At 61.9% G+C, this 26,838-nt stretch carries 23 protein-coding genes (1 of these 23 running past the window's edge); 12 read left to right on the forward strand and 11 right to left on the reverse strand.

Annotation, left to right across the window (positions count from 1 at the left end; genetic code table 11):
• Both GU3_RS01870 and GU3_RS01875 read right to left on the reverse strand, forming a co-directional pair.
• Positions 1–79, reverse strand: partial view of a TrkH family potassium uptake protein gene (locus GU3_RS01870; protein ID WP_014290860.1) — the 5' end (the start) only. The gene continues 1,379 nt to the left of window position 1, outside the view; the window shows 79 of its 1,458 coding nt (coding positions 1–79); the start codon lies at positions 77–79; its stop codon lies off the left edge, out of view.
• Between the two features lie 21 nt (positions 80–100).
• On the reverse strand, positions 101–721 hold the full coding sequence (locus GU3_RS01875; protein ID WP_014290861.1) for a YigZ family protein: 621 nt from the start codon (positions 719–721) through the stop codon (positions 101–103).
• Between the two features lie 229 nt (positions 722–950).
• On the opposite strand from GU3_RS01875, the gene fadB reads away from it, so the two are divergent.
• The 4 genes from fadB to GU3_RS01895 all read left to right on the forward strand — a co-directional run bounded on the left by fadB (position 951) and on the right by GU3_RS01895 (position 5,592).
• The gene (gene fadB, locus GU3_RS01880; RefSeq protein ID WP_014290862.1) at positions 951–3,089 is read left to right on the forward strand and encodes a fatty acid oxidation complex subunit alpha FadB; all 2,139 of its coding nucleotides are present in this window, start codon (positions 951–953) and stop codon (positions 3,087–3,089) included.
• Between the two features lie 20 nt (positions 3,090–3,109).
• Positions 3,110–4,273: an acetyl-CoA C-acyltransferase FadA gene (fadA, locus tag GU3_RS01885; RefSeq protein WP_014290863.1), complete on the forward strand. Its 1,164-nt coding sequence runs from the start codon at positions 3,110–3,112 to the stop codon at positions 4,271–4,273.
• A 76-nt stretch (positions 4,274–4,349) separates the two neighbouring features.
• Positions 4,350–4,595 (forward strand): sulfurtransferase TusA, encoded by a 246-nt coding sequence (tusA, locus tag GU3_RS01890; protein ID WP_014290864.1) that lies wholly within the window; start codon positions 4,350–4,352, stop codon positions 4,593–4,595.
• A gap of 73 nt (positions 4,596–4,668) precedes the next feature.
• On the forward strand, positions 4,669–5,592 hold the full coding sequence (locus GU3_RS01895; protein WP_014290865.1) for an AEC family transporter: 924 nt from the start codon (positions 4,669–4,671) through the stop codon (positions 5,590–5,592).
• A gap of 51 nt (positions 5,593–5,643) precedes the next feature.
• Here GU3_RS01895 and GU3_RS01900 read toward each other — a convergent pair whose 3' ends face one another.
• Positions 5,644–6,294 carry an OmpA family lipoprotein gene (locus tag GU3_RS01900; protein WP_014290866.1) on the reverse strand — a complete coding sequence of 217 codons (651 nt, stop codon included), beginning with the start codon at positions 6,292–6,294 and terminating at the stop codon, positions 5,644–5,646.
• Between the two features lie 84 nt (positions 6,295–6,378).
• Positions 6,379–6,948, reverse strand: coding sequence for a DNA-3-methyladenine glycosylase I (locus GU3_RS01905; RefSeq protein WP_014290867.1), 570 nt, complete (start codon positions 6,946–6,948; stop codon positions 6,379–6,381).
• 100 nt (positions 6,949–7,048) lie between these two features.
• Here GU3_RS01905 and glyQ point away from each other — a divergent pair, with 100 nt between their 5' ends.
• The 4 genes from glyQ (at position 7,049) to GU3_RS01925 (ending at position 11,917) form a co-directional block, all read left to right on the forward strand.
• Complete coding sequence (glyQ, locus tag GU3_RS01910) at positions 7,049–7,960, forward strand: glycine--tRNA ligase subunit alpha (RefSeq protein ID WP_014290868.1); 912 nt, start codon at positions 7,049–7,051, stop codon at positions 7,958–7,960.
• A gap of 4 nt (positions 7,961–7,964) precedes the next feature.
• Complete coding sequence (gene glyS / locus GU3_RS01915; RefSeq protein WP_014290869.1) at positions 7,965–10,034, forward strand: glycine--tRNA ligase subunit beta; 2,070 nt, start codon at positions 7,965–7,967, stop codon at positions 10,032–10,034.
• A 153-nt stretch (positions 10,035–10,187) separates the two neighbouring features.
• A complete protein-coding gene (locus GU3_RS01920) occupies positions 10,188–10,529 on the forward strand; it encodes an antibiotic biosynthesis monooxygenase (protein ID WP_014290870.1) in 342 nt (113 codons plus the stop codon).
• A gap of 134 nt (positions 10,530–10,663) precedes the next feature.
• Entirely contained in the window at positions 10,664–11,917 is a 1,254-nt protein-coding gene (locus GU3_RS01925; protein WP_014290871.1) for a valine--pyruvate transaminase, read from the forward strand.
• Between the two features lie 381 nt (positions 11,918–12,298).
• Here GU3_RS01925 and GU3_RS01930 read toward each other — a convergent pair whose 3' ends face one another.
• The 7 genes from GU3_RS01930 to dnaA all read right to left on the reverse strand — a co-directional run bounded on the left by GU3_RS01930 (position 12,299) and on the right by dnaA (position 21,214).
• A complete protein-coding gene (locus GU3_RS01930) occupies positions 12,299–12,742 on the reverse strand; it encodes an Hsp20 family protein (protein WP_014290872.1) in 444 nt (147 codons plus the stop codon).
• Between the two features lie 59 nt (positions 12,743–12,801).
• The gene (locus GU3_RS01935; RefSeq protein WP_014290873.1) at positions 12,802–13,215 is read right to left on the reverse strand and encodes an Hsp20 family protein; all 414 of its coding nucleotides are present in this window, start codon (positions 13,213–13,215) and stop codon (positions 12,802–12,804) included.
• A gap of 144 nt (positions 13,216–13,359) precedes the next feature.
• The gene (gene ilvD / locus GU3_RS01940) at positions 13,360–15,045 is read right to left on the reverse strand and encodes a dihydroxy-acid dehydratase (RefSeq protein WP_014290874.1); all 1,686 of its coding nucleotides are present in this window, start codon (positions 15,043–15,045) and stop codon (positions 13,360–13,362) included.
• Between the two features lie 149 nt (positions 15,046–15,194).
• Positions 15,195–17,612 carry a DNA topoisomerase (ATP-hydrolyzing) subunit B gene (gene gyrB / locus GU3_RS01945; protein ID WP_014290875.1) on the reverse strand — a complete coding sequence of 806 codons (2,418 nt, stop codon included), beginning with the start codon at positions 17,610–17,612 and terminating at the stop codon, positions 15,195–15,197.
• A complete protein-coding gene (gene recF, locus GU3_RS01950; RefSeq protein WP_014290876.1) occupies positions 17,605–18,711 on the reverse strand; it encodes a DNA replication/repair protein RecF in 1,107 nt (368 codons plus the stop codon). Before recF ends, gyrB begins: the two co-directional genes overlap by 8 nt.
• A 1-nt stretch (position 18,712) precedes the next feature.
• On the reverse strand, positions 18,713–19,813 hold the full coding sequence (dnaN, locus tag GU3_RS01955) for a DNA polymerase III subunit beta (protein ID WP_014290877.1): 1,101 nt from the start codon (positions 19,811–19,813) through the stop codon (positions 18,713–18,715).
• 12 nt (positions 19,814–19,825) lie between these two features.
• A complete protein-coding gene (gene dnaA / locus GU3_RS01960; protein WP_014290878.1) occupies positions 19,826–21,214 on the reverse strand; it encodes a chromosomal replication initiator protein DnaA in 1,389 nt (462 codons plus the stop codon).
• A 326-nt stretch (positions 21,215–21,540) separates the two neighbouring features.
• Here dnaA and azu point away from each other — a divergent pair, with 326 nt between their 5' ends.
• From azu to GU3_RS01980, 4 genes are all read left to right on the forward strand, one after another.
• The gene (gene azu, locus GU3_RS01965) at positions 21,541–21,993 is read left to right on the forward strand and encodes an azurin (protein WP_014290879.1); all 453 of its coding nucleotides are present in this window, start codon (positions 21,541–21,543) and stop codon (positions 21,991–21,993) included.
• 268 nt (positions 21,994–22,261) lie between these two features.
• Complete coding sequence (locus GU3_RS01970; RefSeq protein WP_014290880.1) at positions 22,262–23,851, forward strand: BCCT family transporter; 1,590 nt, start codon at positions 22,262–22,264, stop codon at positions 23,849–23,851.
• Positions 23,835–25,844: a CocE/NonD family hydrolase gene (locus GU3_RS01975; protein ID WP_014290881.1), complete on the forward strand. Its 2,010-nt coding sequence runs from the start codon at positions 23,835–23,837 to the stop codon at positions 25,842–25,844. Before GU3_RS01970 ends, GU3_RS01975 begins: the two co-directional genes overlap by 17 nt.
• A 27-nt stretch (positions 25,845–25,871) precedes the next feature.
• The gene (locus tag GU3_RS01980; protein WP_014290882.1) at positions 25,872–26,816 is read left to right on the forward strand and encodes a LysR substrate-binding domain-containing protein; all 945 of its coding nucleotides are present in this window, start codon (positions 25,872–25,874) and stop codon (positions 26,814–26,816) included.
• Positions 26,817–26,838 lie beyond the last annotated feature (22 nt).

The following is a 26,838-nucleotide window of genomic DNA, read 5'->3' on the forward strand; positions in this document are numbered from 1 at the left end:
CCAGGGCCGGCGCCAGCATGGTGACGCTGAACAGGGCAACCAGAATACCCACGATACGGATGATGGAGCGAATATGCATGCTTGTTCCAAAGCTCGAATGTCAATCGGTGATCGGGCGTGGGATCACCCTTCCCTGAGTCCTGTCTTTTACCTGCCGTATCAGGCTGTCGAGCAGCCGAATATCGACCCGCAGCACGCCGCTGACCACAGCACCGTAATCCACCTGCTCCCACTCGGCGCCGCTTTGCGCCAGCAGGTTTTCAAGCTGGGCCATGTCGCTGTAGTCGGCACAGAGTGCCAGCCGCCCCTCTATCACTTTTTCCATGGTGGGCAGCTCGGCCAGGGCACCGCCTACCGAGCTGCCATAGGCCCGTACCAGGCCACCGGTGCCCAGCTTGATGCCGCCGAAATAACGCACCACCACGGCGGTGATCTCGCCAATACCAGAACCCTGTAACTGGGCCAGCATGGGTTTGCCGGCGGTGCCCGAGGGTTCGCCGTCATCGCTGAACCCCAACACCTGAGAGTCGCTTGGCGCACCCGCAATAAACGCCGAGCAATGGTGCCCGGCGCCGGGGTATTCGCTTCGCAGCCGCTCAATAAAGGCCTTGGCCGCCTCCACATTGGGCGTGTGTGCCAGGCAGGCAATAAAGCGACTTTTCTTGATTTCCTGCTCCCACACCACGGAAGCCGCCGGAACAAGATAGGGGGAAGCGGTCATGAGTCGTCCCTGAACGGTACTTGCCGGCGCGGTTCACGCCGGTATCGATACAACAAGGCCGGCCATCATAGCACAGTTGACCCTGGACGATGCCGGGCAAGGATCACTCCCTTCACATTTAAACAGGCGTTTTAAAACACATTGAAAAGTGCCTGTTTACTGTCCATAGTGATTCCATTATGCCCGGTGATATTCGGCGCCGCGTCGGGGAATTCAAGGAGACACTGGTATGATCTACCAAGGCGAAACCCTTTCGGTCACCCTTATGGATAACGGCATCGCCGAGCTGTGCTTTGATGCGCCCGGCAGCGTCAACAAGCTGGACAGCCGCACGCTGTTATCACTGGAAGCCGCCATAACGGCACTGGAGCAGACGGCGGGCCTCAACGGGCTGATGCTCACCAGCGCCAAAGACGCCTTTATCGTGGGCGCCGACATCACCGAGTTTCTCGACAAGTTCGACCTGCCCGACGCCGAGCTGGCTGGCTGGCTGAGCCGTGCCAACACCCTTTTCAGCCGCATCGAGGACTTGCCCTTTCCTACCCTCAGCCTGGTGCGCGGCCATGCCCTTGGGGGGGGCTGTGAGTGCATACTGGCTACCGATTTTCGCCTGGGCGATGCCAGTACCCGCATTGGCCTGCCGGAAACCAGGCTGGGCATCATGCCCGGCTTTGGCGGCACCGTGCGCCTGCCCCGGCTGGTGGGTGCCGACAACGCCATGGAGTGGATCACCACCGGCCAGGAGCACAAGGCCGACGACGGCCTGAAACTGGGGCTGCTGGATGCGGTAGTGAGCACCGACAAATTACGGCACGCAGGCATACAACTGCTGTTGCACGCCGATGAGCACGACTGGCAGGGCCGCCGCCGGCAAAAGGCCGCCCCGCTGACCCTGAATCCGGTAGAGGCCACCATGAGCTTTACCACCGCCAAGGGCATGGTCGCGGCCAAGGCCGGCCCCCACTACCCGGCCCCCATGATGGCGGTAAAGACCATCGAAGCCGCCGCTGGCATGAGCCGGGAAGATGCCCTGAAGGTGGAGCAGGAGAACTTCATCACACTGACCCGCACGCCGGCAGCCCGGGCACTGGTGGGCATTTTCCTCAATGAACAGGTGGTCAAGGGCAAGGCCAAACAGGCCGTCGGCAGCGCCCTGCCGGTCAAGCGGCTGGCGGTGCTGGGCGCCGGCATCATGGGCGGCGGTATCGCCTGCCAGGCGGCGGTCAAGGGCATGGCGGCGGTAATGAAGGACATCAATAACGACGCCCTGGCCCTGGGCATGAAGGAGGCCGGCAAGCGGCTGAACCAGCAGCTGGAGCGGGGCAAAATTGACGGCTCCCGTCTGGCCGAAGTGCTTGCCGGCATTCGCCCCACCTTGAGCTACGATGAGCTGGCCAGCGTCGATCTGGTGGTGGAGGCCGTGGTGGAAAACCCCGCCATCAAGGCGCAAGTGCTGGCCGAGGCGGAACAACAGGTGAACGAAGACACCGTCATTGCCTCCAATACCTCCACCATTCCCATCTCAACCCTGGCAAAAAGCCTGAAACGCCCCGACCGGTTCTGCGGCATGCACTTTTTCAACCCGGTGCACCGCATGCCCTTGGTGGAAGTGATTCGCGGCGAGCACACCAGTGACGACACCCTCAACCGGGTGATGGCCTGCGCTGCTGCCATGGGCAAAACCCCTATCGTGGTCAACGACTGCCCCGGCTTTTTTGTCAACCGGGTGCTGTTCCCCTACTTTTTTGGCTTTAACCAGCTGCTTGCCGATGGTGCCGATGTCAGTAAGGTGGACGGTGTCATGGAACGCCGCTTCGGCTGGCCCATGGGACCGGCCTGGCTGCTGGATGTGGTGGGCATCGACACCGCCCATCATGCCGCCACCGTCATGGCCGACGGCTTTCCCGAACGCATGAGCCAGGGCGGCAACACTGCCATTGATCTGCTGTTTGAGCAGCAACGGCTGGGGCAGAAAAACGGCCACGGCTTTTACACCTGGCAGCCGGACAAAAAAGGCCGACTGCAAAAAACCGTGAATGAAGCCAGCCAGGCCCTGTTGCGAGAATACTACGGCCCGCCCCGTGCCTTTGAAGCCGGTATCATTATCGAACGCATGATGGTGCCCATGATCAACGAGGTGGTACGCTGCCTGGAAGAAGGCATTATCGGCTCTCCCGCCGAGGCAGACATGGCCCTGATCTACGGCCTGGGTTTTCCGCCCTTTCGTGGCGGCGTGTTCCGTTACCTCGACACCATCGGCCTGAACGATTATCTGGCCATGGCGGATCGCCACGCCGGGCTGGGGCCGCTTTACCGGGCCAGCGACCGGCTGCGTCACATGGCGCAACAGGGTGAGACCTTTTACTGAGCGGCAGCAGGAGAGCCAACATGAAAGACGTAGTCATCGTTGATTGCATTCGCACTCCCATGGGCCGCTCCAAGGGCGGCGCCTTTCGTCATGTGCGCGCCGAAGACCTGTCGGCCCACCTGATGCGGGGCCTGCTGGCCCGCAACCCGGCGCTGGCCGCCAGTGACATTGAAGACATCATCTGGGGCTGTGTGCAGCAAACCCTGGAGCAGGGGTTCAATATTGCCCGCAATGCCGCCCTGCTGGCCGGTCTGCCCAACACCCTCAGCGCGGTCACGGTCAACCGCTTGTGCGGCAGCTCGATGCAGGCCCTGCACGATGCCGCCCGTGCCATCATGGTGGGGGACGGTGATATCTTCATGGTGGGCGGGGTGGAGCACATGGGTCATGTGCCCATGGATCACGGCGTGGATTTGCATCCGGGGCTGGCCCTGCACGTGGCCCGGGCCGCGGGCATGATGGGCCTCACCGCCGAAATGCTGGCCCGACAGCACCAGATCGGCCGTGCACAGCAGGATGCCTTTGCCCTGCGCTCTCATCAACGCGCCCATGAGGCCACGGTGCAGGGCCGCTTCAACCGCGAGATCCTGGCTACTCATGGCCACGATGCCGACGGTGCCCCGTTTCGCCTGGAAACCGACGAAGTCATTCGGCCCGACACCAGCCTGAGCTCCCTGTCCGGCCTAAAACCGGTGTTCGACCCGGCCAACGGCACCGTGACCGCCGGCAGTTCCTCGGCGCTGTCCGACGGGGCCGCCGCCATGCTGGTGATGTCCGCCGACCGGGCCGCCGCCCTGGGGCTCAAACCCAGGGCGCGCATTCGCGCCATGGCGGTAGCCGGCTGCGATCCATCCATCATGGGCATGGGCCCGGTGCCAGCGGTGCATAAGGCACTGAGGCGCGCCAATCTGAGCCTGAAAGATATCGAGCTGTTTGAACTGAACGAAGCCTTTGCCGCCCAGTCCCTGGCGGTGCTCAAGGAGCTGCAACTGCTGGAGGGGATGGACGACAGGGTCAACCTCAACGGCGGCGCCATCGCCCTGGGGCACCCACTGGGCTGCTCGGGGGCACGTATCTGTACCACCCTCATCAACTTGATGGAGCGGCAGGACGCCACCCTGGCCGTGGCCACCATGTGCATCGGCATGGGCCAGGGCATCGCCACCGTGTTTGAAAGAATGTGAGGGGGAAAGAGTGAAGGGTTGACCATTTTTTCGGCAGCATTAAGATAGGCGGGTTTTTACGATCTGGTAGACCGATATGACCCTTTCCCTTTCCGATGCCCACCACCAGCTGGATGCCACCGGCCTGCGCTGCCCGGAGCCGGTGATGATGGTGCGTAAACAGGTGCGCACCATGGCCGCCGGCGAGACCCTGCTGATCACCGCCGACGATCCGTCCACCACCCGGGACATTCCCAGTTTCTGCCGCTTTATGGACCACCAGTTGCTGTCCAGCCAGGTGGAGCGACTGCCCTACCAGTTCCTGATCCAGAAAGGTAACTGAACCGCGAGCGGGCGCACGCAGCCCGCTCCGACAAACTGCTATGCTGGGCTCCCCCCCGTTTGCCGGAGCCCCCATGCTGGACGTTATTCATGCCCTTGGCCCCCTGTTCCTGCTGATCCTGGCCGGCGTCGTGCTGCGCCGATTGCGTTTTCCCGACGATCAGTTCTGGCCCGGAGCAGAGCGTTTCATTTATTTTCTGCTGTTTCCGGCCATGCTGATCAGTACCCTGGCCACCGCCGACTTCAGTCAGGTGGCCTTTGGCGGCATGATCGGCCTGCTGGGCACCCTGCTGCTGTTGCTGGCGGCCGTGCTCTGGCTGCAGCGCCATCGGCTGGGCCCGGATCCTGCCTCGTTCAGCTCGGTATTTCAGGGTTCCCTGCGCTTCAACACCTATGTCGGCCTGGCCGGGGCTGCTGCCCTCTACGGCGACGCCGGTATCACCGCCGCCGCCGTGGCCATTGCGGTGATGGTGCCCCTGGTCAATATTCTTTGCGTACTGATGTTCGTGGCCAACGACGGTCAAGGCACACCGAGCCTGTGGCGCGCCCTCAAGGCGCTGATACGAAACCCCCTGTTGCTCGCCTGTGTCGCCGGCATCGCGCTCAACCTCAGCGGCATCGGCCTGCCCGGCTGGAGCCGGGATACCCTGGCCCTGGCCGGCAAGGCGGCGCTGCCACTGGGCTTGATCGCCGTCGGCGTGGCGCTGCAACCCAGGGCACTGCGCGGCACCGGTGCGGCCTTCTGGCAGACCTGTGGCATCAAGTTCGGCCTGCTGCCCTTGTTCGCCCTGCTCAGTGGCGGCGTGCTCGGGCTGGGACAGGTAGAGCTGGGCGTGGTGGTGCTGTTCACCGCCCTGCCCACCGCCACCTCGTCCTACATTCTGGCCCGGCAGATGGGGGGCAATGCCCCGCTGATGGCCGCCATCATTACCGGCCAGACCCTGCTCGCCATGGCCGTGCTGCCGGTATGGATGGCACTGCTGACACTGATGCAATAAAAAATGCCCGCATTTTGCGGGCATTTTTCATCATTATGCAGCGCTCTTCGCTTAACCCATGGGGCTCAGGGTAATTTCCACCCGGCGGTTCTGGGCCCGGCCCTGCTCGGTGGCGTTGCTGGCGATGGGCTGGCTGAAGCCCACACCGCGAATGTTGAAGCGGTTGGCGGCAGCGCCCTGGCTTATCAGGAACTGACCCACGGTAGCGGCACGGCGCTCAGACAGAGTCTGGTTATGGCTGGCGGAGCCGGTGTTGTCGGTGTGGCCCACCACGTTTACCCAGGTCTTGTCATACTCCTTCAGCACCATGGCCACACCGCTCAGGGTGTTGTAGAAGCTGGGAGACAGCTCGGCGCTGTCGACCGCAAAGGTCACGTTGCTGGGCATGTTGAGGATGATCTGGTCGCCATTGCGGCTTACGCTGACGCCGGTGCCCTGCATGCGATCCCGCAGTTTGGCTTCCTGTACGTCCATGTAGTAGCCCACGCCGCCGCCCAAGGCCGCGCCACTGGCGGCACCGATCAAAATGCCTTTTTCACGATCGCTGGAGCTGGCGGACGCGCCGCCGATCACCGCGCCGGCCAGGGCACCAATGCCACTGCCAATGGCGGCCTTGGAGGTCTGACGCTCGCCGGTGTAGGGGTTGGTGGTACAGGCGGACAGAGCCAGTGCCGCCGTCACGGCCAAGCAAATCTTTTTCATTATTAATCCCGTTTAACAAGCACAAGTAACCGACAATATAGCCTTGCCCCCCTCCATAAACCAAGCTCGGATTGAGGCTGATGGTCAACCGCTGACGTGTTCGGGATGACAATGACAGCTAAGCAGGTGATCGTTCACCATGCCGGTGGCCTGCATAAAGGCGTAACAGCTGGTGCTGCCCACAAAGGCAAAGCCCCGCTGCTTGAGCGCCCGGGCCATGGCGTCCGACTCGGGCGTGGTCACCGGTACCGCGCCGGCCTCGCTCCAGCGGTTGATCACCGGCTCCCCACCCACAAAACCCCACAGCCAGCGACTGAAATCGATGCCTTCCTGCTGCATGGCCAGGTAGGCCCGCGCATTGGTGATAATGGACTCGATTTTGCGCCGGTTGCGCACTATGCCGGGGTTTTGCATCAACCGCTCCACCTCCCTCGGCGTAAAGTTCACCAGCCGTTCCGGCTCAAAGCCCGCAAAGGCTTCCCGGTAGGCGGGAATTTTGCACAAAATGGTAAACCAGCTCAGGCCCGCCTGCTGGCCGTCCAGACACAGCTTTTCAAACAGCGCCCGGCCGTCGTACTCGGGCACGCCCCATTCTTGATCGTGATAAGCAAGGTAACGCGGGTCCTGATTGACCCAGGGGCAGCGCAGCACCATGGCAGCTCTCCAATTCAGCCTATATTCACACCGGACCAGCGGGTATACTCGGTAGCCTAGTTTCACTCAGCAAACGCACCTATATCAAGGCGCTATCATCATGCAAAAATTCGATATCACTACCTTTCAGGGTCTGATCCTCACTCTGCAGGATTACTGGGCCCGTCAGGGCTGCACCGTGGTGCAGCCGCTGGACATGGAAGTGGGTGCCGGCACCTCCCACCCCATGACCTGCCTGCGGGCCATCGGCCCCGAGCCGATGGCCGCCGCCTATGTGCAGCCTTCCCGCCGTCCCACCGACGGCCGTTACGGCGAAAACCCCAACCGGCTGCAGCACTACTACCAGTTTCAGGTGATGATCAAGCCGTCGCCCGACAACCTGCAGGAGCTGTATCTGGGCTCACTCGAGGCACTGGGTCTGGATCCTCAGGTACATGATATCCGCTTCGTGGAAGACAACTGGGAAAACCCCACCCTGGGCGCCTGGGGCCTGGGCTGGGAAGTCTGGCTCAACGGCATGGAAGTGACCCAGTTCACCTACTTCCAGCAGGTGGGCGGCCTGGAATGCAAGCCGGTCACCGGCGAGATCACCTATGGCCTGGAGCGTCTGGCCATGTACATTCAGGGCGTGGACTCGGTCTACGATCTGGTGTGGTGCGACGGCCCCCTGGGCAAGACCACCTACGGTGACATCTTTCACCAGAACGAGGTGGAACAGTCCACCTACAACTTCGAGCACGCCGACGTCGACTTCCTGTTTGGCTTTTTCGAGCAGTGCGAAAAGGAATGCCAGCGGCTGCTGGAGTTGGAGCAGCCCCTGCCCCTGCCCGCCTACGAGCGCATTCTCAAGGCCGGCCACGCCTTTAACCTGCTGGATGCCCGCAAGGCCATCTCGGTCACCGAGCGTCAGCGCTACATACTGCGTATTCGCACCCTGACCAAGGCCGTCGCCGAAGCCTACTATGCATCCCGCGAGGCCCTCGGTTTCCCCATGTGCAAAAAAGAAGGATAAGGGCATGGCAGAACAGAATTTCCTGGTAGAGATCGGTACCGAAGAGCTGCCGCCCAAGGCGTTGCGCAGCCTGGGCCAGGCCTTTGCCGACAACCTGCAAAACGAACTGAACGGCGCCGACCTGGCCTTTGCTTCCATCCGCTGGTTCGCCGCCCCGCGCCGCCTGGCGGTGCAGGTAACCGCTCTGGCCGCCGCCCAGCCCGACAAGCAGGTCGAAAAGCGCGGCCCTGCCGTGCAGGCCGCCTTTGATGCCGACGGCAACCCCACCAAGGCCGCCGAGGGCTGGGCCCGGGGCAACGGCATCACGGTTGAACAGGCCGGCCGGCTGAAAACCGACAAGGGCGAATGGCTGGTGCACGTGGCCGACATTCAGGGCAAGCCCGCCGCCGAGCTGCTGCCCGCCATGGTGGAGCAGGCCCTGAGCAAACTGCCGATCCCCAAGGCCATGCGCTGGGGTGACAAGACCACCCAGTTTATTCGTCCGGTGCACACCCTCACCCTGCTGCTGGGCGAACAGCTGCTGCCCGCCACCATTCTGGGCGTGGACTCTGCCCGCACCATTCGCGGCCACCGCTTTATGGGCGAGCAGGCATTCCAGCTGGATCATGCCGACCACTACCTTGAGCAACTGGAAGAGCGCGGCCGCGTGCTGGCCGACTTTGAGCGCCGCAAAGCCATCATTGAAGCCGGCGTGAAAGAAGCCGCCGCCGTGGTGGGTGGCGTGGCCGATCTGGACGACGATCTGCTGGAAGAAGTCACCTCCCTGGTGGAATGGCCGGTGGTGCTGACCGCCTCCTTTGAGGAAGAGTTCCTCAAGGTGCCGGCCGAAGCCCTGGTGTACACCATGAAGGGGGATCAGAAGTACTTCCCGGTGTACGACGCCAGCGGCAAGCTGCTGCCCAAATTTATCTTCGTGACCAACATCGAGTCCAAGGATCCGAGCCAGATCGTACAGGGCAACGAGAAGGTGGTGCGCCCGCGCCTGGCCGACGCCGAGTTCTTCTTCAACACCGACCGCAAGAGCACCCTGGCGTCCCGTCTGGATCTGCTCGACAAGGTACTGTTCCAGCAGCAACTGGGCACGGTGAAGGAAAAGTCCGAGCGCATCAGCGCCCTGTCCAGCTATGTGGCCGCCGCCATCGGGGCCGATCAGGCGCTGGCCGAACGGGCCGGTCTGCTGTCCAAGTGCGACCTGGTCACCAACATGGTGTTTGAATTCACCGACACCCAAGGCGTCATGGGCATGCACTACGCTCGCCACGACGGCGAGCCGGAAGCCGTGGCCCTGGCCCTGAAGGAGCAGTATCAGCCGCGCTTTGCCGGTGACTCACTGCCCGGTCAGGACGTGTCCGCCGCCGTGGCCTTGGCCGACAAGCTGGATACCCTGGTGGGCATCTTCGGCATTGGTCAGGCGCCCAAGGGAGACAAGGATCCCTTCGCCCTGCGCCGGGCCGCCCTGGGTGCCCTGCGTATCATCGTGGAAAAAGGCTACCAGCTCGACCTGCTGATGCTGATCGATCAGGCCCGCGCCCTTTACGGTCACAAGATCTCCAACGAAAGCGTGGCCGACGAGGTGCTGGAATTCATGCTGGGCCGCTTCCGCGCCTGGTATCAGGATGCCGGTTATGGCGTGGACGTGATCCAGGCCGTGCTGGCCCGCCGCCCCACCCGTCCCGCCGATTTCGACGCCCGGGTGAAGGCGGTGAGTGCCTTCCGCGAGCTGGATGCCGCCGCCGCCCTGGCCGCCGCCAACAAGCGGGTAGGCAATATTCTGGCCAAGTTCGAAGGGGATATTCCTGCCGAGGTGAACACCGCTCTGCTGCAGGACGAGGCCGAGCAGGTGCTGGCCGCTCAGGTGGCCGAGCTGGCCGAGCGCCTGGCCCCGCTGTTTGCCGCCGGCGACTACAGCCAGGCCCTGGCCGAGCTGGCCGCCCTGCGTGAAAGCGTGGATGCCTTCTTTGATCAGGTGATGGTGATGGCCGAGGACGAGGCCGTTCGCCTCAACCGTCTGGCCCTGCTCAACCAGCTGCGTAACCTGTTCCTGCGCGTGGCCGATATTTCTCTGCTGCAGTAAGCCGCCGGATTGTTCCGTATCTCAAGGCCCCGCACCTGCGGGGCTTTTTTTGTACTCTTCTGCACCCACTCTTTTTGTTTTCCTGGTCTTACCAATAACGGAGAGATTTGTGTTAATACTTAATGTGACTCAACTCGCACAAGGACGATGCCGATGATCAAGGTCATTATTGAACGCCGGGTGGCGGAAGGGCTGGAAACCGTTTACCAGGACACCATTCGTAACCTGATGCTGCAGATTACGGAGCGCCCCGGGTTTCTCAAGGGGGACGCCTACCGGGACGTACACCATCCCAACCACTTCTACGTGATTTCCAACTGGCAAAGTATCGAAAGCTGGGAGCACTGGCAGCATTCCCCGGAGCGTCAGCGCATGCTCAGTGAGCTGGCGCCGCTGTTGGAGCAGGATGAAAAGTGCACGGTGCTGGCACTGAAGGTCAGCTACGAAGCCAAGCCCTCCAAATTTGCCCGCCCGACCCAAACCTATACCTACTGAGCTCATGCCCTCCCTGTTTCACGTGAAACAGGGAGTTTTCCACGCAGCAAGGCGCTGCCCCGTCCGGTCGACACCACTGGCAATATCGGATACCGTGAAGGTTTCGCAACCGTATCGCAATTGGTAGCTCGCTCATGGAATTTTCAGCGTTTGGACAGAAGTTTACCCGTCACTCCGGCATCACCCAGCTGATGGACGATCTCAACCAGGGCCTCACCGCCCCCAATACCATCATGCTGGGCGGCGGCAACCCGGCCGCCATTCCCGAGGTGATGGCCTACCTGGACAGCCAGGCCCAGGGCCTGCTGAAAACCGGAGCACTGCTGAAAGCCATTGCCAACTACGATGGCCCCCAAGGGAAAGACAGCTTTATTCAGGCGCTGGCCGAGCTGTTGTCCAGCGAGTTGGGCTGGCCGGTAGGCCCCGAAAACATCGCCCTGACCAACGGCAGCCAGACCGCCTTCTTTTACCTGTTCAACCTCCTGGCGGGTGAATTTGCCGATGGCCGCAAAAAGAAAGTGCTGTTTCCGCTGGCGCCGGAGTACATCGGCTACGGTGACAGCGCGCTGGACGAAGATCACTTTGTGGCCTGCAAGCCGGAAATCCGCCGTCTTGAAAACGGCCTGTTCAAATACTACGTGGACTTCGACCGGCTGGACGTGGGCGACGACATTGGCCTTATCTGTGTGTCCCGGCCCACCAACCCCACCGGCAACGTGCTTACCGACGAGGAAATCCGCCACCTGGATCAGATTGCTCAAGACAAGGGCATTCCGCTGCTGATCGACAACGCCTACGGCACGCCCTTTCCCAACATCATTTTCAGTGACGCCACCCCCTTCTGGAACGACAACACCATACTGTGCATGAGCCTGTCGAAACTGGGCCTGCCCGGGGTCCGCTGCGGCATCGTGATCGCTAATCCCACCATAGTGCAGGCCATCACCAACATCAGCGGCATCGTCAACCTGGCCCCCGGCAGCCTGGGGCCGGCCCTGACCCTGCCGATGATTCAGAACCGCGACATCATTCGCCTGAGCAACGACGTCATCAAACCCTTCTACCAGGCCAAGGCACAACAGGCAGTGGCCTGGCTGCAGCAGGCCATTCCCCTGCCCCAGTTCCATATTCACAAGCCGGAAGGCGCGCTGTTTCTGTGGCTGTGGTTTGAAGACTTACCGGTACACTGCCAGGAGCTGTATCAGCGCCTCAAGCAAAAAGGCCTGCTGGTGGTGCCCGGGCATTACTTCTTTCCGGGCATTGAAGACGATAACTGGGCCCACAGCAAGCAGTGCATTCGCCTGAACTATGCCCAGCCGGAAGCGGACGTAAAAGCCGGGATCGACATTCTGGCGAAGGAAGTACTGGCGATTTACGGTGAGTCCTGACCCAAACTCGCTTGCAGAGCAGTGCAAGGTCGAGCATAGCGCCCACCCCACCGACACGCTTCGAGCCCTTCCGTGGGCCGCTCGGCAAATGCCATCCATGGCATTTGATCGGTCGGTGGAGCGGTTCCCTTTGCTCTCCCCTCAAGCACTTGCACTGCCTGCCGGTTTTACAGAAGCGCCGCAACTGCTGGAAAGGAGGTTAAGAGGAACTGCTCCAGCGTACCCTCTGCGCCAGGGATGGCGCAGTGGAGCCCCCATGGATGGGTTTACGGCGTGTCGCTGGAGAAGGCCTCTTAACCGACGGTTCTCGGGACCCACAGTCAACTGAGCCCACAAACAACAACGCCGGCTTTTGCCGGCGTTGTGTTATCGATCTGATAGTTATTCGCTCTTGTGCTCCAGGGTACGGCCCTGTCCGATTTCAATGCGGCGGGGCTTGAGTGCCTCGGGCACTTCCCTGAGCAGGCTGATGCGCAGCAGACCGTGCTCCAGCTTGGCCTCCTTGACCTGCACATGATCCGCCAGCCGGAACTTGAGCTCGAAATCTCCTTCGCTGATGCCCTGATACAAATAACGGCGCTCTTCGCCGGCGTTTTCACGCTTGCCCTTTACCAGCAGGGTATTCTGCTCTACCGACAACGCCAACTCGCTTTCAGTGAAACCGGCCACCGCCACCGTGATCAAGTAACGATCGTCGTCCAGCTTTTCGATATTGTAGGGCGGCTGCTCACCGCCCTTACCGTGCAGCAGGTGTTCCAGATCCCCCACCAGGCGGTCAAAACCAATGGCGGAACGGTACAGGGGGCTCAGATCAAAACGACTCATACTCCTATCCTCCAATCGCAAGCAATAGGTAAATGGTGTTGTGAAAATCGGTCGGCCTGTTATCCGATGCTGATGGTTCTCGGCTTGGCGGCTTCCGGCACTTCCCGTACCAGGTCAATGTGCAGCAGGCCGTTTTCCAGATCGGCACCGGTGACCTTGATATGATCGGCCAGCTGAAAACGACGCTCAAAGCCGCGCTCGGCAATGCCCTGATACAGGTAGTTGCGGCCCTGCTGCTCGGGAGCCTTGTGGCCTTTCACCATCAGGGTGTTTTCATGACTGGTGATCTCCAGCTCGTCCCGGGTGAAACCGGCCACTGCCATGGAAATACGGTACTGATTCTCGCTGAGCAGCTCGATATTGTAGGGAGGGTAGCCGCTGTTGCCGTTGCTGCCGGCGTTTTCCATCAGGGACGCCAGGCGATCAAAACCGATGGCGGAGCGGTACAGGGGCGAGAAATCAAAGCGTGACATACATCTATCCTCCAGTGAGCGATAATGATTTGCCCTCCATACGGACGGGCGGTACGGATCCTCCAATGAGCGATCCGCCTTGTTCATAGCAAGATATAAGGCTGGATTTTCAGGCTTTCAAGCGACCAGCGGATAAATTTTTCCTCATCGCCCCCCTTCGTGGGCGTCGGTCACCGCGCCATGGGATGCCGAGCCCACGGTGCGGGCATACTTGGCCAGCACGCCCCGGCGATAGCGAGGCTCCGGGGGCTGCCAGCGGGCCAGCCGCTCGGCGATGACGCTGTCGGTCAGCTCCAGCTCCAGCCGGTTGTGCTCGGCATCAATGGTGATCCTGTCGCCGTCCTGCACTATGGCCAGGGGCCCGCCCTGGCGGGCCTCCGGCGTGATATGTCCGACCACAAAGCCGTGACTGCCACCGGAAAAACGGCCATCGGTGATCAACGCCACGCCCTTGCCCAGACCGCGGCCCATAATGGCCGAGGTGGGACTCAGCATTTCCCGCATGCCAGGACCGCCCTTGGGGCCTTCGTAGCGGATCACCACCACATCGCCCTTTTGCACGGTGCCGTCGAGAATACGCGCCAGGGTCTCCTCTTCCGAGTCAAACACCCGCGCCGGCCCGGTAAAGCTTAAGCCCTCCTTGCCGGTGATCTTGGCCACGGCGCCCCCGGGAGCCAGGTTGCCGTAGAGAATGCGCAGGTGGCTGTCGGCCTTGATAGGGTTGTCGAGGGGGCGAATGATGGCTTGCCCCGGCGGATAAGGCAGTACCCCGGCCAGGTTCTCGCCAAGAGTGTTACCGGTGACCGTCAGGCAGTCGCCATGCAGCAGGCCGGCATCGAGCAGGGTTTTCATCAGCGGTAAAATGCCGCCAATGGCCACCAGCTCCGCCATCATGTAATGGCCGCTGGGACGCAAGTCCGCCAGCACCGGCACCCGCTTGCCGATACGGGCAAAATCGTCCAGGGTCAGCTCCACCCCCACTGCGTGGGCCATGGCCAGCAGGTGCAACACCGCATTGGTGGAGCCGCCCAGGGCGATCACCAGGGTAATGGCGTTTTCAAAGGCGGGCCGGGTCATGATGTCGGACGGACGAATATTGTGTTTCAGCAGTTGCAGCACCGCCTCACCGGCACGCCGGCAGTCCTCCAGCTTGATCTGTGAGGTGGCATTTTGGGCCGAGCTGCCCGGCAGGCTCATGCCCATGGCCTCGATGGCCGAGGCCATGGTATTGGCGGTATACATGCCGCCGCAGGCGCCCGGTCCGGGAATGGCGGTGTCTTCTATCTGTTTTACTTCAATGGCGGTCATGTTTCCCTTGGCGTGGGCCCCTACCGCTTCAAACACCGATATAATGTCGGTGTGGTTGTCGCCGGGCATGATGGTGCCACCATACACAAACACCGCCGGCCGATTGAGCCGGGCCAGCCCAATCAGACAGCCGGGCATGTTCTTGTCGCAGCCGCCAATGGCCACCAGACCGTCAAAGCCTTCGCAACCGGCCACCGCCTCAATGGAATCGGCAATGATCTCCCGGGACACCAGCGAGTATTTCATGCCCTCGGTACCATTGGCGATGCCATCGGAAATGGTGATGGTGTTGAAGATAATGCTTTTGCCGCCGGCCGCGTCGGCGCCCCGGGCCGCTTCTTCCGCCAGGCCGTTGATGTGCATATTGCAGGGCGTCAGATTACTCCAGGTAGAAGCAATGCCCACCTGAGGCTTGTGAAAGTCGTCATCGGTAAAACCGGTGGCCCGCAGCATGGCTCGGGCCGGCGCTCTGGCATGGCCGTCCACCACCCGGCTGGAATATTTGCGACTGTGGTTGCTCATTCTGCTCCCCTTTATGGATTGCATAAGTCTTATTCCAGTCTAGTCGGCTTCAATTTATTGCGGCGAGGCGCAACCGCGTTGCCAGTTTTCAACCGGCATGAAAAAGGCAGCCCGCAGGCTGCCTTTGATATGGGTGACTGAACCGAAGATCAGATATCCAGGTTGGCCACCTTGAGGGCGTTGGTCTCGATAAAGTCGCGGCGCGGCTCTACGTGATCACCCATCAGGGTGGAGAACAGCTGATCGGCGGCCACCGCATCTTCAATGGTCACCCGCAGCATGCGGCGGGTGCCCGGATCCATGGTGGTTTCCCACAGCTGATCCGGGTTCATCTCGCCCAGCCCTTTGTAGCGCTGCACATAGAGACCGCGCTTGCTCTCGTTCATCAGCCAGTCCAGGGCCTCGGCAAAGCTGTCTACGGCCTTGGTCTTCTCGCCGCGCTTGACGTAACCGCCCTCCTCGATCAGGTTGGCGATGCCCTTGCCCAGATCCACTATGCTGCGGTATTCGCCGGAGGCGAAGAAGTCGTAGCTGATGGGGAATTCCCGCTCCATGCCGTGCTGACGTACCTTGACCCGCGGCAGGTGGCAGTTGCGCTCTTCCGAGAACACCGCATCCAGCAGGTACTGGGTGCCGTTGGTGTTGCTGTCTTCCAGCGATTCATTGATGGCCGCCAGCCAGGCGTTCACCCGGGCTTCATCGGTCAGGGCTTCCAGGCTCAGCTCGGGCTGATATATCAGCTCATTGAGCACCACTTCCGGCGCCCGGCGGGACAGCCGCGCGATCAGCTCCTGCACCTTGCGGTAGTCGTTGACCAGCTTTTCCAGCTGCTCACCGCCGATGGCCGGGGCCGACTCGTTCACATGCAGGGTGGCACCGTCCAGGGCCAGGCTGGTCTGGTACTGCAGCATGGCGGGCTCGTCCTTCAGGTACTGCTCCTGCTTGCCCTTTTTCACCTTGTACAGCGGCGGCTGGGCGATATAGACGTAGCCGCGTTCGATGATCTCCGGCATCTGCCGGTAGAAGAAGGTCAGCAGCAGGGTACGAATGTGGGCACCGTCCACGTCCGCATCGGTCATGATGATGATGTGGTGGTAACGCATTTTGTCAGGGTTGTACTCGTCCCGGCCGATGCCGCAGCCCAGGGCGGTGATCAGGGTCGCCACTTCCTGAGACGACAGCATCTTGTCGAAGCGGGCCTTTTCCACGTTCAGGATTTTACCCTTGAGCGGCAGAATGGCCTGATATTTACGGTTACGCCCCTGCTTGGCGGAGCCACCCGCCGAGTCACCTTCCACGATGTAGAGTTCGGACAGCGCCGGGTCTTTTTCCTGACAGTCGGCCAGTTTGCCGGGCAGGCCGGCCAGATCCAGGGCGCCCTTGCGCCGGGTCATTTCCCGGGCCTTACGCGCCGCTTCCCGCGCCCGGGCCGCGTCGATGATCTTGTTGACCACGATTTTGGCATCGTTGGGGTTTTCCAGCAGGAATTCCTGCAGCCGCTCGGCCATGGTCTGCTCCACCGCGGTTTTCACCTCGGAGGACACCAGCTTGTCCTTGGTCTGGGACGAGAACTTTGGATCCGGCACCTTGACCGAAATCACCGCGGTCAGGCCTTCCCGGGCGTCGTCACCGGAGGCGGAGGTCTTGGCCTTCTTGCTGAACCCTTCCTTGTCCATGTAGCCGTTCAGGGTACGAGTCAGGGCCGCACGGAAACCGGCCAGGTGGGTACCGCCGTCCCGCTGGGGTATGTTGTTGGTGAAACAGAAGATGTTCTCCTGGTAGGAGTCGTTCCACTGCATGGACACCTCCACCGCAATGCCATCTTCCCGCTCGGTGGAAAAATGAAAGGCCTTGGGATGGATGGGGGTCTTGTTGCGGTTCAGGTATTCCACAAAGGCCTGAATGCCGCCTTCATACTGGAAGTGCACTTCCTTGCCGTCGCGCTCATCCAGCAGCTTGATGGACACGCCGGAGTTGAGGAAGGACAGCTCCCGCAGGCGCTTGGCCAGAATGTCGTAGTGGAAGTTGGTGTCGGTAAAGGTTTCATGGCTGGGCCAGAAGCGGATCTGGGTGCCGGAGCGGCTGGTATCGCCCACGGCGGTGAGCGGCGCCTGGGGCTCACCGTGACGGTAGGTCTGCTCGTGCACCTTGCCGCTGCGCCAGATGGTGAGTTGCAGCTTTTCCGACAGGGCGTTGACCACCGACACCCCCACCCCGTGCAGACCGCCGGAGACCTTGTAGGAGTTGTCGTCGAACTTGCCGCCGGCGTGCAGCACGGTCAGGATCACCTCGGCAGCGGAGCGGCCTTCCTCTTCGTGAATGTCCACCGGAATGCCCCGGCCGTCATCGGACACGGACACCGAGCCGTCGGCGTGAATGGTGACCACGATGTCTTTACAGTGGCCGGCCAGGGCCTCGTCGATCGAGTTGTCCACCACCTCAAACACCATGTGGTGCAGGCCTGTGCCATCATCCGTGTCGCCGATATACATGCCCGGACGCTTGCGGACCGCATCCAGACCTTTCAATACCTTGATACTCGAAGAGTCGTAAGTGTGTTCACTCATTGGCTTGCTTGCACTCCTGGGTTTCGGTGATTTCACCCTGTTTCACGTGAAACAGCTTACTGTCATCCCGTGTGATCATGTCACCGAGCTGGTTAATGTCGATGGCGGAGATAAACACCTGGGCCTGCAGCTCTTTCAGCCGCCCGGCCAGTAATCCCCGCTTGTGTTGGTCCAGCTCGGACGCAAAGTCGTCGATCAAAAAAATACAGTCCTGACCGGACTGCTGCTTTAAATACAGCCCCTGGGCCAGTCGCATGGCGCACACCAGCAACTTGAGCTGGCCCCGCGACAGCAAATCCTGCACCGGCATGCCCCGGGCCTTTATTCTTATCTCGGCCTTGTGTGGCCCGGCCTGGGTATAACCCAGACCGGCGTCCCGCTCAACGCCCTGCTCCAGTACCGTGGCCAGGCCGGTCTGCCGGTCCCAGCCGCGAAAAAAGTCAAAGCCGAATTCAAACTCCGGCAAAAAGTCGGCGGCAATGGCGGCGATCACCGGCGCAATGGCATCGGCATACTCCTGCCGGTAGGCACTCAGCGCCTCGCCCGCCGTCACCAGTTGTGGATCCCAGTAGCCCAGCTCCCGGTAAGGACGCTGTTGCCGCAGCAGGGCGTTGCGCTGCTTGAGCAGACGCCGGTAACGCCCCCAGGCGGCAAAAAAATCCGGGCTGGAATAAAACAGTCCCCAGTCCAGATAGGCCCGCCTGAGCTTGGGTCCGCCGGTCAGCAGATTATACCCTTCCGGATGGATCAACTGAATGGGCAGAATATGGGCCAGATCCGCCAGCCGTTCCGCCGCCCGGCCCGCCACCTTCAGCCGAGTGTCACCCCCCCGGGTTTTGGACAGCCCCACCGGCAGGCCTTCCTCGCCGTCACGCTGCACCCGGGCAAACAGGGTAAAGGCCTGCTCGCCCTGCTGGATCACCCGGCCGGTAAGATGGGTACGAAAGGAGCGGCCAACGCCGAGATAGTGAATGGCTTCCAGAATGCTGGTCTTGCCGCTGCCGTTGGGCCCGACCAGCACATTGATGCCCGAGGCCGGCACCAGCCGGCCATGGCGAATATTGCGGAAATCCTTGAGCTGAAGGTTGAGCAGGGCCATGTTACAGCCGCATGGGCATCACCACGTAGAGGGCATCGCCGTTGTCCTGGGCCTCGATCAGGCCACTGCTGCTGGCATCCTTCAGGCTGATCTTCACCTGCTCCGACTTGAGGGTACCGAGCACGTCGAGCACATAGGAGACGTTAAAGCCAATCTCCAGGTCGCTGCCCTCGTAGTGCACATCCAGCACCTCTTCCGCTTCTTCCTGCTCCGGGTTGTTGGCGGTGATCTTCAGGGTCTGATCCTGCAGGTTGAGGCGCACGCCGCGAAACTTCTCGTTGGACAGAATGGCCGCCCGCGTAAAGGCCTGCTTCAGCCCTTCCCGATCGCAAATCAGGGTCTTGTCGCTCTCCCGGGGCAGCACCCGGCGGTAGTCCGGGAAACGGCCGTCCACCAGCTTGGAGGTAAAGATAAACCCTTGAGTCACGGCGCGCAGGTTGTTCTTGCCCACCTGCAGACGCACGTCCTGATCCTCGTGCTCCAGCAGCTTGGCCAGCTCCAGCACCCCCTTGCGCGGCACAATCACCTGCTGGGCCGGCAGCGCCTGCTCCAGCTCGCGCTGACAGGTGGCCAGGCGGTGACCGTCGGTGGCCACGGTACGCAGGCTGGAGCCGTCGGTCTCAAACAGCATGCCATTGAGGTAGTAACGCACATCCTGAATGGCCATGGAGAACTGGGTGGCTTCGATCAGCTTCTTCAGTGCCAGCTGATTGATGTCGAACTCCAGCTCCGATGACCATTCCTCGATATTGGGAAAGTCTTCCGCCGGCAGGGTGGACAGGTTAAAGCGGCTGCGACCGGAGCGCAGCAGCAGGCGATCACCTTCCTGGCTGAAGGTCAGTTCGGCACCGTCGGGCAGGCCACGACAGATATCCAGCAACTTGCGCGCCGGCACCGTCGTGCGGCCGGCGGTCACCGCCCCGTCCAGCGGCACCCGGGCCACCATTTCCACCTCGGTATCGGTGCCGGTCATCGACAGGGCATCGTCGCCGACGCTCAGCAGAATATTGTTGAGGATCGGCAGGTTGGGCCGGCCTCCCAGGGCACTGGATACCAGTTGCAGGGGGCGCAACAGGGCTTCGCGGCTGATGGTAAACTGCATGGGGCTCTCCGATCAGGAAGACAGGGTTCGAATCAGGTTGGAATAATCTTCCTTTATATCATGACTCTCTTCCCGCAGCTGGCCAATTTTGCGACAGGCGTGCAGCACCGTGGTGTGATCCCGGCCGCCAAAGGCGTCACCGATTTCCGGCAGGGAATGGTTGGTCAGCTCCTTGGCCAGGGCCATGGCCAGCTGGCGGGGTCGGGCCACGGAGCGGGAGCGGCGCTTGGACAGCAGGTCCGCCACCTTGATCTTGTAGTACTCGGCCACCGTCTTCTGAATGTTGTCGATGGTCACCAGCTTTTCCTGCAACGCCAGCAGATCCCTGAGCGCCTCGCGCACAAAGTCAATATTGATGGAGCGGCCGGTAAAGTTGGCGTTGGCAATCACCCGGTTCAGCGCCCCTTCCAGCTCGCGCACGTTGGAACGCAGCCGCTTGGCAATAAAGAAGGCCACTTCGTCGGGCAGGTGGATCTTGTTTTCGGCGGCCTTGCGCATCAGGATCGCCACTCGGGTTTCCAGCTCGGGGGGCTCGATCGCCACCGTGAGGCCCCAGCCAAAGCGAGACTTGAGCCGGTCCTCCACCCCGTCGATCTCCTTGGGATAACGATCCGAGGTCAGAATGATCTGCTGGTTGCCTTCGAGCAGGGCGTTGAAGGTGTGGAAAAACTCCTCCTGGGAGCGTTCCTTGTTGGCGAAGAACTGAATGTCGTCGATCAGCAGGGCGTCCACGCTGCGGTAGTAGCGCTTGAACTCCTCGATGGCGTTATTTTGCAGCGCCTTGACCATGTCCTGCACAAAGCGCTCGGAATGCATGTAGATCACTCGGGCATCGGCCTTGCGCTCGCGAATGCCGTTGCCCACCGCGTGCAGCAGGTGGGTCTTGCCCAGGCCGGTACCACCGTAAAGAAACAGCGGGTTGTAGGCGCCGCCCGGGTTGTCGGCCACCTGGCGGGCGGCGGCCCGGGCAAGCTGGTTCGACTTACCTTCAACGAAGTTGTCAAAGGTATAGTTGGTGTTCATGTTGCTCTTGTGATTGATCCTGGGCTTGTCGTCCGCCTGCTCGCTCCAGGACGGCACCAGCTGGGGCCGGGCCTGAGGCTTGCTGCTGCCATTGCCCTGACCGGCGCTGCTGGCCATCAGATTGACCTGGGCGCGCTTGTTGCCCACCTCAAACTTGAGCTGGGGGCACTGGTTGCCGCAAAACTCGCCCAGCAGGCCGTTAATGCGGATCAGGTATTTGTCCCGCACCCAGTCGAGCACAAAGCGGTTGGGGGCGAACAGGGTCAGGGTGTCGTCGCCCTGCTCCGCCTGCAGCGGCCGGATCCACATGCTGAATTCCGCGGAAGGCAATTCGTCCTGTAGCCGGGCAAGACACTGCTGCCAAAGCATAGCGCTCATTCGAACTCCTGAAACAAAAGGGATCAATCAAGGGGGGGATCATTCTACTTGCCAGCCCTGAGGATCTCTAGCCGGATCGCGCCGATCCTGAAAAATATGATCCTTGACTTCTGTGAGTAAATCACAACTTGATGCACAGGATCCTCGTTTTTATAAACAAGCTACGCACATTTTGTATACTGGGGGTGGCAACAAGGATCCCTGCCGGTCACGGGATCCTTACTAACAAGGTATTGATAATTATTATCACCTTGTGCCAAGGTATGGATCGCCCCTCCTGCGGGGGTTTCCGATAGTTCCATCATGACGATCAAGGAGTGCACGGTATGAACATTGTTAAGTCCCTGGCTGGCCTGGTGCTGTTGTCTGCGGCCCTGCCCGCCCTGGCCGATGAATGCAACCTGACCATTAATGGCAACGACGCCATGCAGTTTGATCAGCAGGAGCTGAGCGTCCCCGCCAGCTGCAAAGAAGTGACCCTGACCCTGAACCACACCGGTAATCTGGACAAACGCGTCATGGGCCATAACTGGGTACTGAGCGAAACCGCCCACATGCAGCCCATCGCCACTGCCGGCATCAATGCCGGTGCCGACAACGACTATCTCGACACCAGTGACGAACGCATTATCGCTCACACTGACCTGATCGGCGGCGGCGAAAGCAGCACCATCACCTTCAGCACCGAGGGCATGACCGCCGGAGGCGACTACAGCTATTTCTGCTCTTTCCCCGGCCATATTGGCGTGATGAAGGGCAAGTTCGTGATCACCGAGTAAACCTCGCTGCACGACTCGCGTTACCCATGCCGGCGCCACCGCCGGCATTTTTATTTGTTTCGCCCTTTCCCCTGCCAGAGCCAGCGTTCGCTGCCTCATCTCATGCTTTGGGATCATATCCTCATGATCATATGTCATTTGAGCCATAAGGGCTGACTCTGCACACTGACAGCGAATGTTGAAATAGCTGATCATTTTCCAATCGATTCGGCCCTGTTTACAACAGAATCAACTGGATATGCAGTATCCCGTCATGGAGTGATTCTTTATGTTACTGACCAATATACGGCCGCTGGTGTTCTGGCCAACCTTTTTGTTGCTACTCGGTGCCCTGGTTGCCAGCTACCTGGATCTGGAAACCTTTCTCGCCACCACCAAGTCGCTGAACGGTGCCATTCTCGATAACTTTTCCTGGTTGTTCAGCCTGGGCAGCCTCTACCTGCTGGTGCTGGCGGTGGTGGTCTACTGCTCGCCCCTGGGCCGTATTCGCATCGGCGGCGATCGGGCAGAGCCGCTGCTGAGCCGCTGGCGCTGGTTTTCCATTACCCTGTGCACCACCCTGGCGGTGGGCGTGCTGTTCTGGACCACCGCCGAGCCCCTTTATCATCTGTTTGGCCCACCCGAGAGCAGCGGCCTGGCGGCCGGCTCGCCCGAGGCGGCGCGCTTTGCCATGGCCACCATGTTTTTGCACTGGTCCTTTACCCCCTATGCCATTTACACCATTCCTTCCCTGGTGTTTGCCCTGGCCTTTTATAACCAGCGCAAGCGCTTTTCCATCGGCAGTATGCTGGAGCCGGTGCTGGGCCCGGGCCTGACCCGCCGTTTCGGCAGCCTGATCGATGCCATCGCCCTCTACGCCCTGGTGGCCGGCATGGCCTCGTCCCTGGGTACCGGTGCCCTCACCCTGGCCGGCGGCGCCGGCCAATATCTGGGCGGCGACACCAGCCCGCTGCGCCTGGGCGTGATCATTGCACTGATCGTGGCCACCTTTGTGTTCTCCGCCGCCAGCGGCCTGAAGAAAGGCATTGCCCGCATGTCGGCGCTCAACGCCTGGCTGCTGCTGTTCCTCGGGGTGTTTATGGCCTGCCTGGGCCCCAGCGCCTTTATGGTCGCCCTGGGCACCGAGTCCCTGGGCCTGTATCTGGACACCTTCTTCTCCCGCAGCCTGTTTACCGGCGCCGCCGCCAATGATGCCTGGCCCCAGTGGTGGAGCATCTTCTACTGGGCGGTGTGGTTCGCCTGGGCCCCGGTCACCGCATTGTTCCTGGGCAAAATCGCCCGGGGTTACACGGTGCGGGAATTTATTCGCATCAATCTGGTGTATCCGGCGCTGTTCGCCATCGTCTGGATCTGCATCTTCTCCGGCACCGCCCTCTACCTGGATCTGCAGCAGGCCGCCGGTCTTAACGAGGTGCTCAACAGCCAGGGCGTGGAGCATGTGCTGTACCACATTTTTGAGCAACTGCCGGGCAGCCCGCTGATGATAGCGCTGCTGCTGTTTATCGCCTTTGTTTCCTACGTGACCGCCGCCGATTCCAACACCGATGCCATCGGCGGCCTGTGCACACAGGGACTGACCGCCGACAGCGATCTCAACAGCGGCCTGGGCATCAAGGTGCTCTGGGGCACGGTGATCGGCACCGTGTCCTGGGTGATGGTGTCCTTTGTGGGCATCGACGGCATCAAGATGCTGTCCAACCTGGGCGGCTTGCCCGCCATGTTCATCATACTGCTGGCCAGCGGCTCACTCTGGCACTGGCTGTCCAACCCGGCATTGGTGACTGCCGCCGCGCACCCCACCGGCGCCATTCATTCATCCACCATCGAAGGAATTCCGGCAAATGCACATCAGGCATGAATTTCCCTATCGCGTACGCGAAATAGAGCACACCCTGATCCCGTTGAAAGACGGCACCCGACTGGCGGCCCGCATCTGGCTGCCGGAAGACGCGGAGCAAAACCCGGTGCCCGCCATTCTGGAGTACCTGCCCTATCGCAAGCTCGACGGCACCGCGGTGCGCGACGCCCTCACCCACCCCTACCTGGCGGGTCATGGCTATGCCTGCGTGCGGGTGGACATTCGCGGCAACGGCGAGTCCGACGGCCTGATGCTGGATGAATACCTCCAGCAGGAGCAGGACGACGCCCTGGAGGTGATCGACTGGATCAGCCGCCAGCCCTGGTGCAGCGGAAAGCTGGGCATGATGGGCATCTCCTGGGGCGGCTTTAACAGCCTGCAGCTGGCGGCGCGCCGACCCGCGCCGCTGAAGGCTATCATCACCCTCTGCTCCACCGACGACCGCTACGCCGACGACGTGCACTTCAAGGGCGGCAACCTGCTGCTGGAGAACCTGGGCTGGGCCGCCACCATGCTGAGCTTTTCCGCCGCCGTGCCCGACCCCCGGCTGGTGGGGGACGACTGGCTGGACCGCTGGAAATACCGGCTTGAGAACATGCCGCTGCTGGCCCATCCCTGGGTGGAGCACGGCACTCGGGACGGCTACTGGCAACACGGCTCCATTTGCGAGAACTATGCCGACATTGAGGCGGCGGTCTACTGCATCGGCGGCTGGGGGGATGCCTACCGCAATACCCCGGTGCGCATGATGGAACACCTGACCTGCCCGAAAAAGGCGCTGATCGGCCCCTGGATCCACAAGTATCCCCACTTCGCCATTCCCGATCCGGCCATCGGCTTTTTGCAGGAAGCCCTGCGCTGGTGGGATCACTGGCTCAAGGACATCGACACCGGCATCATGGACGAGCCCGAGTGCACCTTCTACCTGCAGGAGCCGCAGCCACCGGTGGCCATGAGCGCCCACCGCGCCGGTGACTGGGTGCAGACCGACGCCTGGCCCGCCCGGGAGGTCAACACCAAAACCTTCAGCCTGGCCGATGGCGGCCTGTGCGAGGGTGAGCACTCGCTGACCGAGGCCGCCTCCATCTGCTCGCCGCTGACCACGGGGGTGCACGGCGGCGAATACTGCGCCATCTGGTTCGGCCCGGATTTTCCCACCGATCAACGCCGGGACGACGCCCAGTCGCTGTGCTTTGACAGCGCCCCCTTGCGCGAGCCCCTGTCGCTGCTGGGCAACCCCAGGGTGCGCCTGACCGGTGCGGTGGATCAGGACTGTGGCCAGGTCACGGTACGCCTGAGCGATGTCGCCCCCGACGGCCGCGCCACCCTGGTCAGCTACGGCACCCTCAACCTGAGCCTGCGCCACGACCGCGCCCAATACACGCCGCCGGTGCCGGGCGAGAACATGGCCTTTGAAGTGGTGCTCGATAACATGGGCTACAAGGTACCCGCCGGCCACCGGCTGCGGGTCGCCATTGCCACCGCGCATTTCCCACTGCTGTGGCCCAGCCGCAAGCTGACCACCCTGACCCTGGCCCCCGGCACCCAGCAGTTGCTGTTGCCGGTGTTTGAGGGCGAGCCCATCGACAACCCGTTCCAGCCGCCCGAGTCGGCACCGCCGGTGAACATGGACTATCTGCGCGAGCCCGCCCCCAAACGCACCATCACCGAAGACGTGGCCAGCGGCGAGGTGTGCCTGCGGGTGGATGACGACATGGGCACCTACCGCTTTCTCGACCACGGCTTCTGGGTGGAGCAAAAGGCCACCGAAGAGTACCGCGCCCGGCCTTACGATCCCGATGCCACCCGGGCCGACATTGAGTGGCTGTACCGGGCCGGCCGGGATGACTGGCAGGTAAGGGTGGAAAGCCGGCTCAGCATGACGGGGGACGAGCACTACTACTATCTGAGTGCCCGCCAGCAGGCCTGGCTCAACGACGAGCCCGTGAACGACAAACACTGGGACTATCGCATTCCGCGCCGGGCCCAGTAGCCATCACCGGCCGACGGGGGTAGAGTAGTGACTGTATTTGACAGCCTTGCCCGCACCGCCATGTCTCAACGGATCTCGCCACTGCCGCCCCTCAACTGCCTGCAGGCCTTTGAGGCGGCGGCCCGCCGCCGCAGCTTTACCCAGGCCGCCGCCGAACTCAATCTGACCCAGAGCGCCATCAGCAGGCAGATCAAACGGCTGGAGGAATGTCTGGGCCGGCCGCTGTTCATGCGCGACGCACTGGGGGTGGCGCTGACCCCGGCGGGCGAGCGTTATTTCGAGCTGGTGCAGGGCCTGCTGCGGGAACTGGCCAGCGGCACCGCCGAGCTCACCCGGCGCCAGGGCAGCCTGCAGCTGACCCTGGCCTCCAGCCCCACCGTGGCCTCCATGTGGCTGACCCGCCGGCTGCCCGAGCTGAAGCGGGCATGCCCGCAGCTGGACATTCGCATTCTCACCGCCGAAGACCCCCGCCGGCTCGATCCCAGCGAGTTCGATCTGGCGCTCTATTACCTGCTGCCCGGAGAGCGGGAACCGGAAGGGGTACGCATTCGACCGGTGTTTGGCCCGGAGCGGGTCGTCGCCCTGTGCAGCGCCGCCTACCTGCAACAACACGGCCCCATTGCCGGGCCAGGACAAATGCTGGCACGGCACACCCTGCTGGAGCTGGAAGATCACTACCACGACTGGCTCACCTGGCGGGACTGGTTTGCCGGCATTGAACAGCCCTGGCACACGCCGGCCCACACCCTCAAGGCCAACAGCTACCTGCTGCTGATGCAGGCGGCCCTGGCCGGCCAGGGTATCATTCTGGGCTGGGAGCGGCTGTTGCAGCCCTACCTGCAGGAAGGCGCCCTGGTGCAGGCCCTGCCCGACAGCATGGCCAGCCGGGGCTATCTGTGCCTGCTCGAGCCCAGCCATCGTCATGTTTCGGTGGCCGCCCGCCAGTTTATGCACTGGTTGCTGCCGGAGTAAGCCCTCACCTTTTCGGCAAGCT

The organism is Oceanimonas sp. GK1 (genome assembly GCF_000243075.1).
Lineage (GTDB): Bacteria > Pseudomonadota > Gammaproteobacteria > Enterobacterales > Aeromonadaceae > Oceanimonas.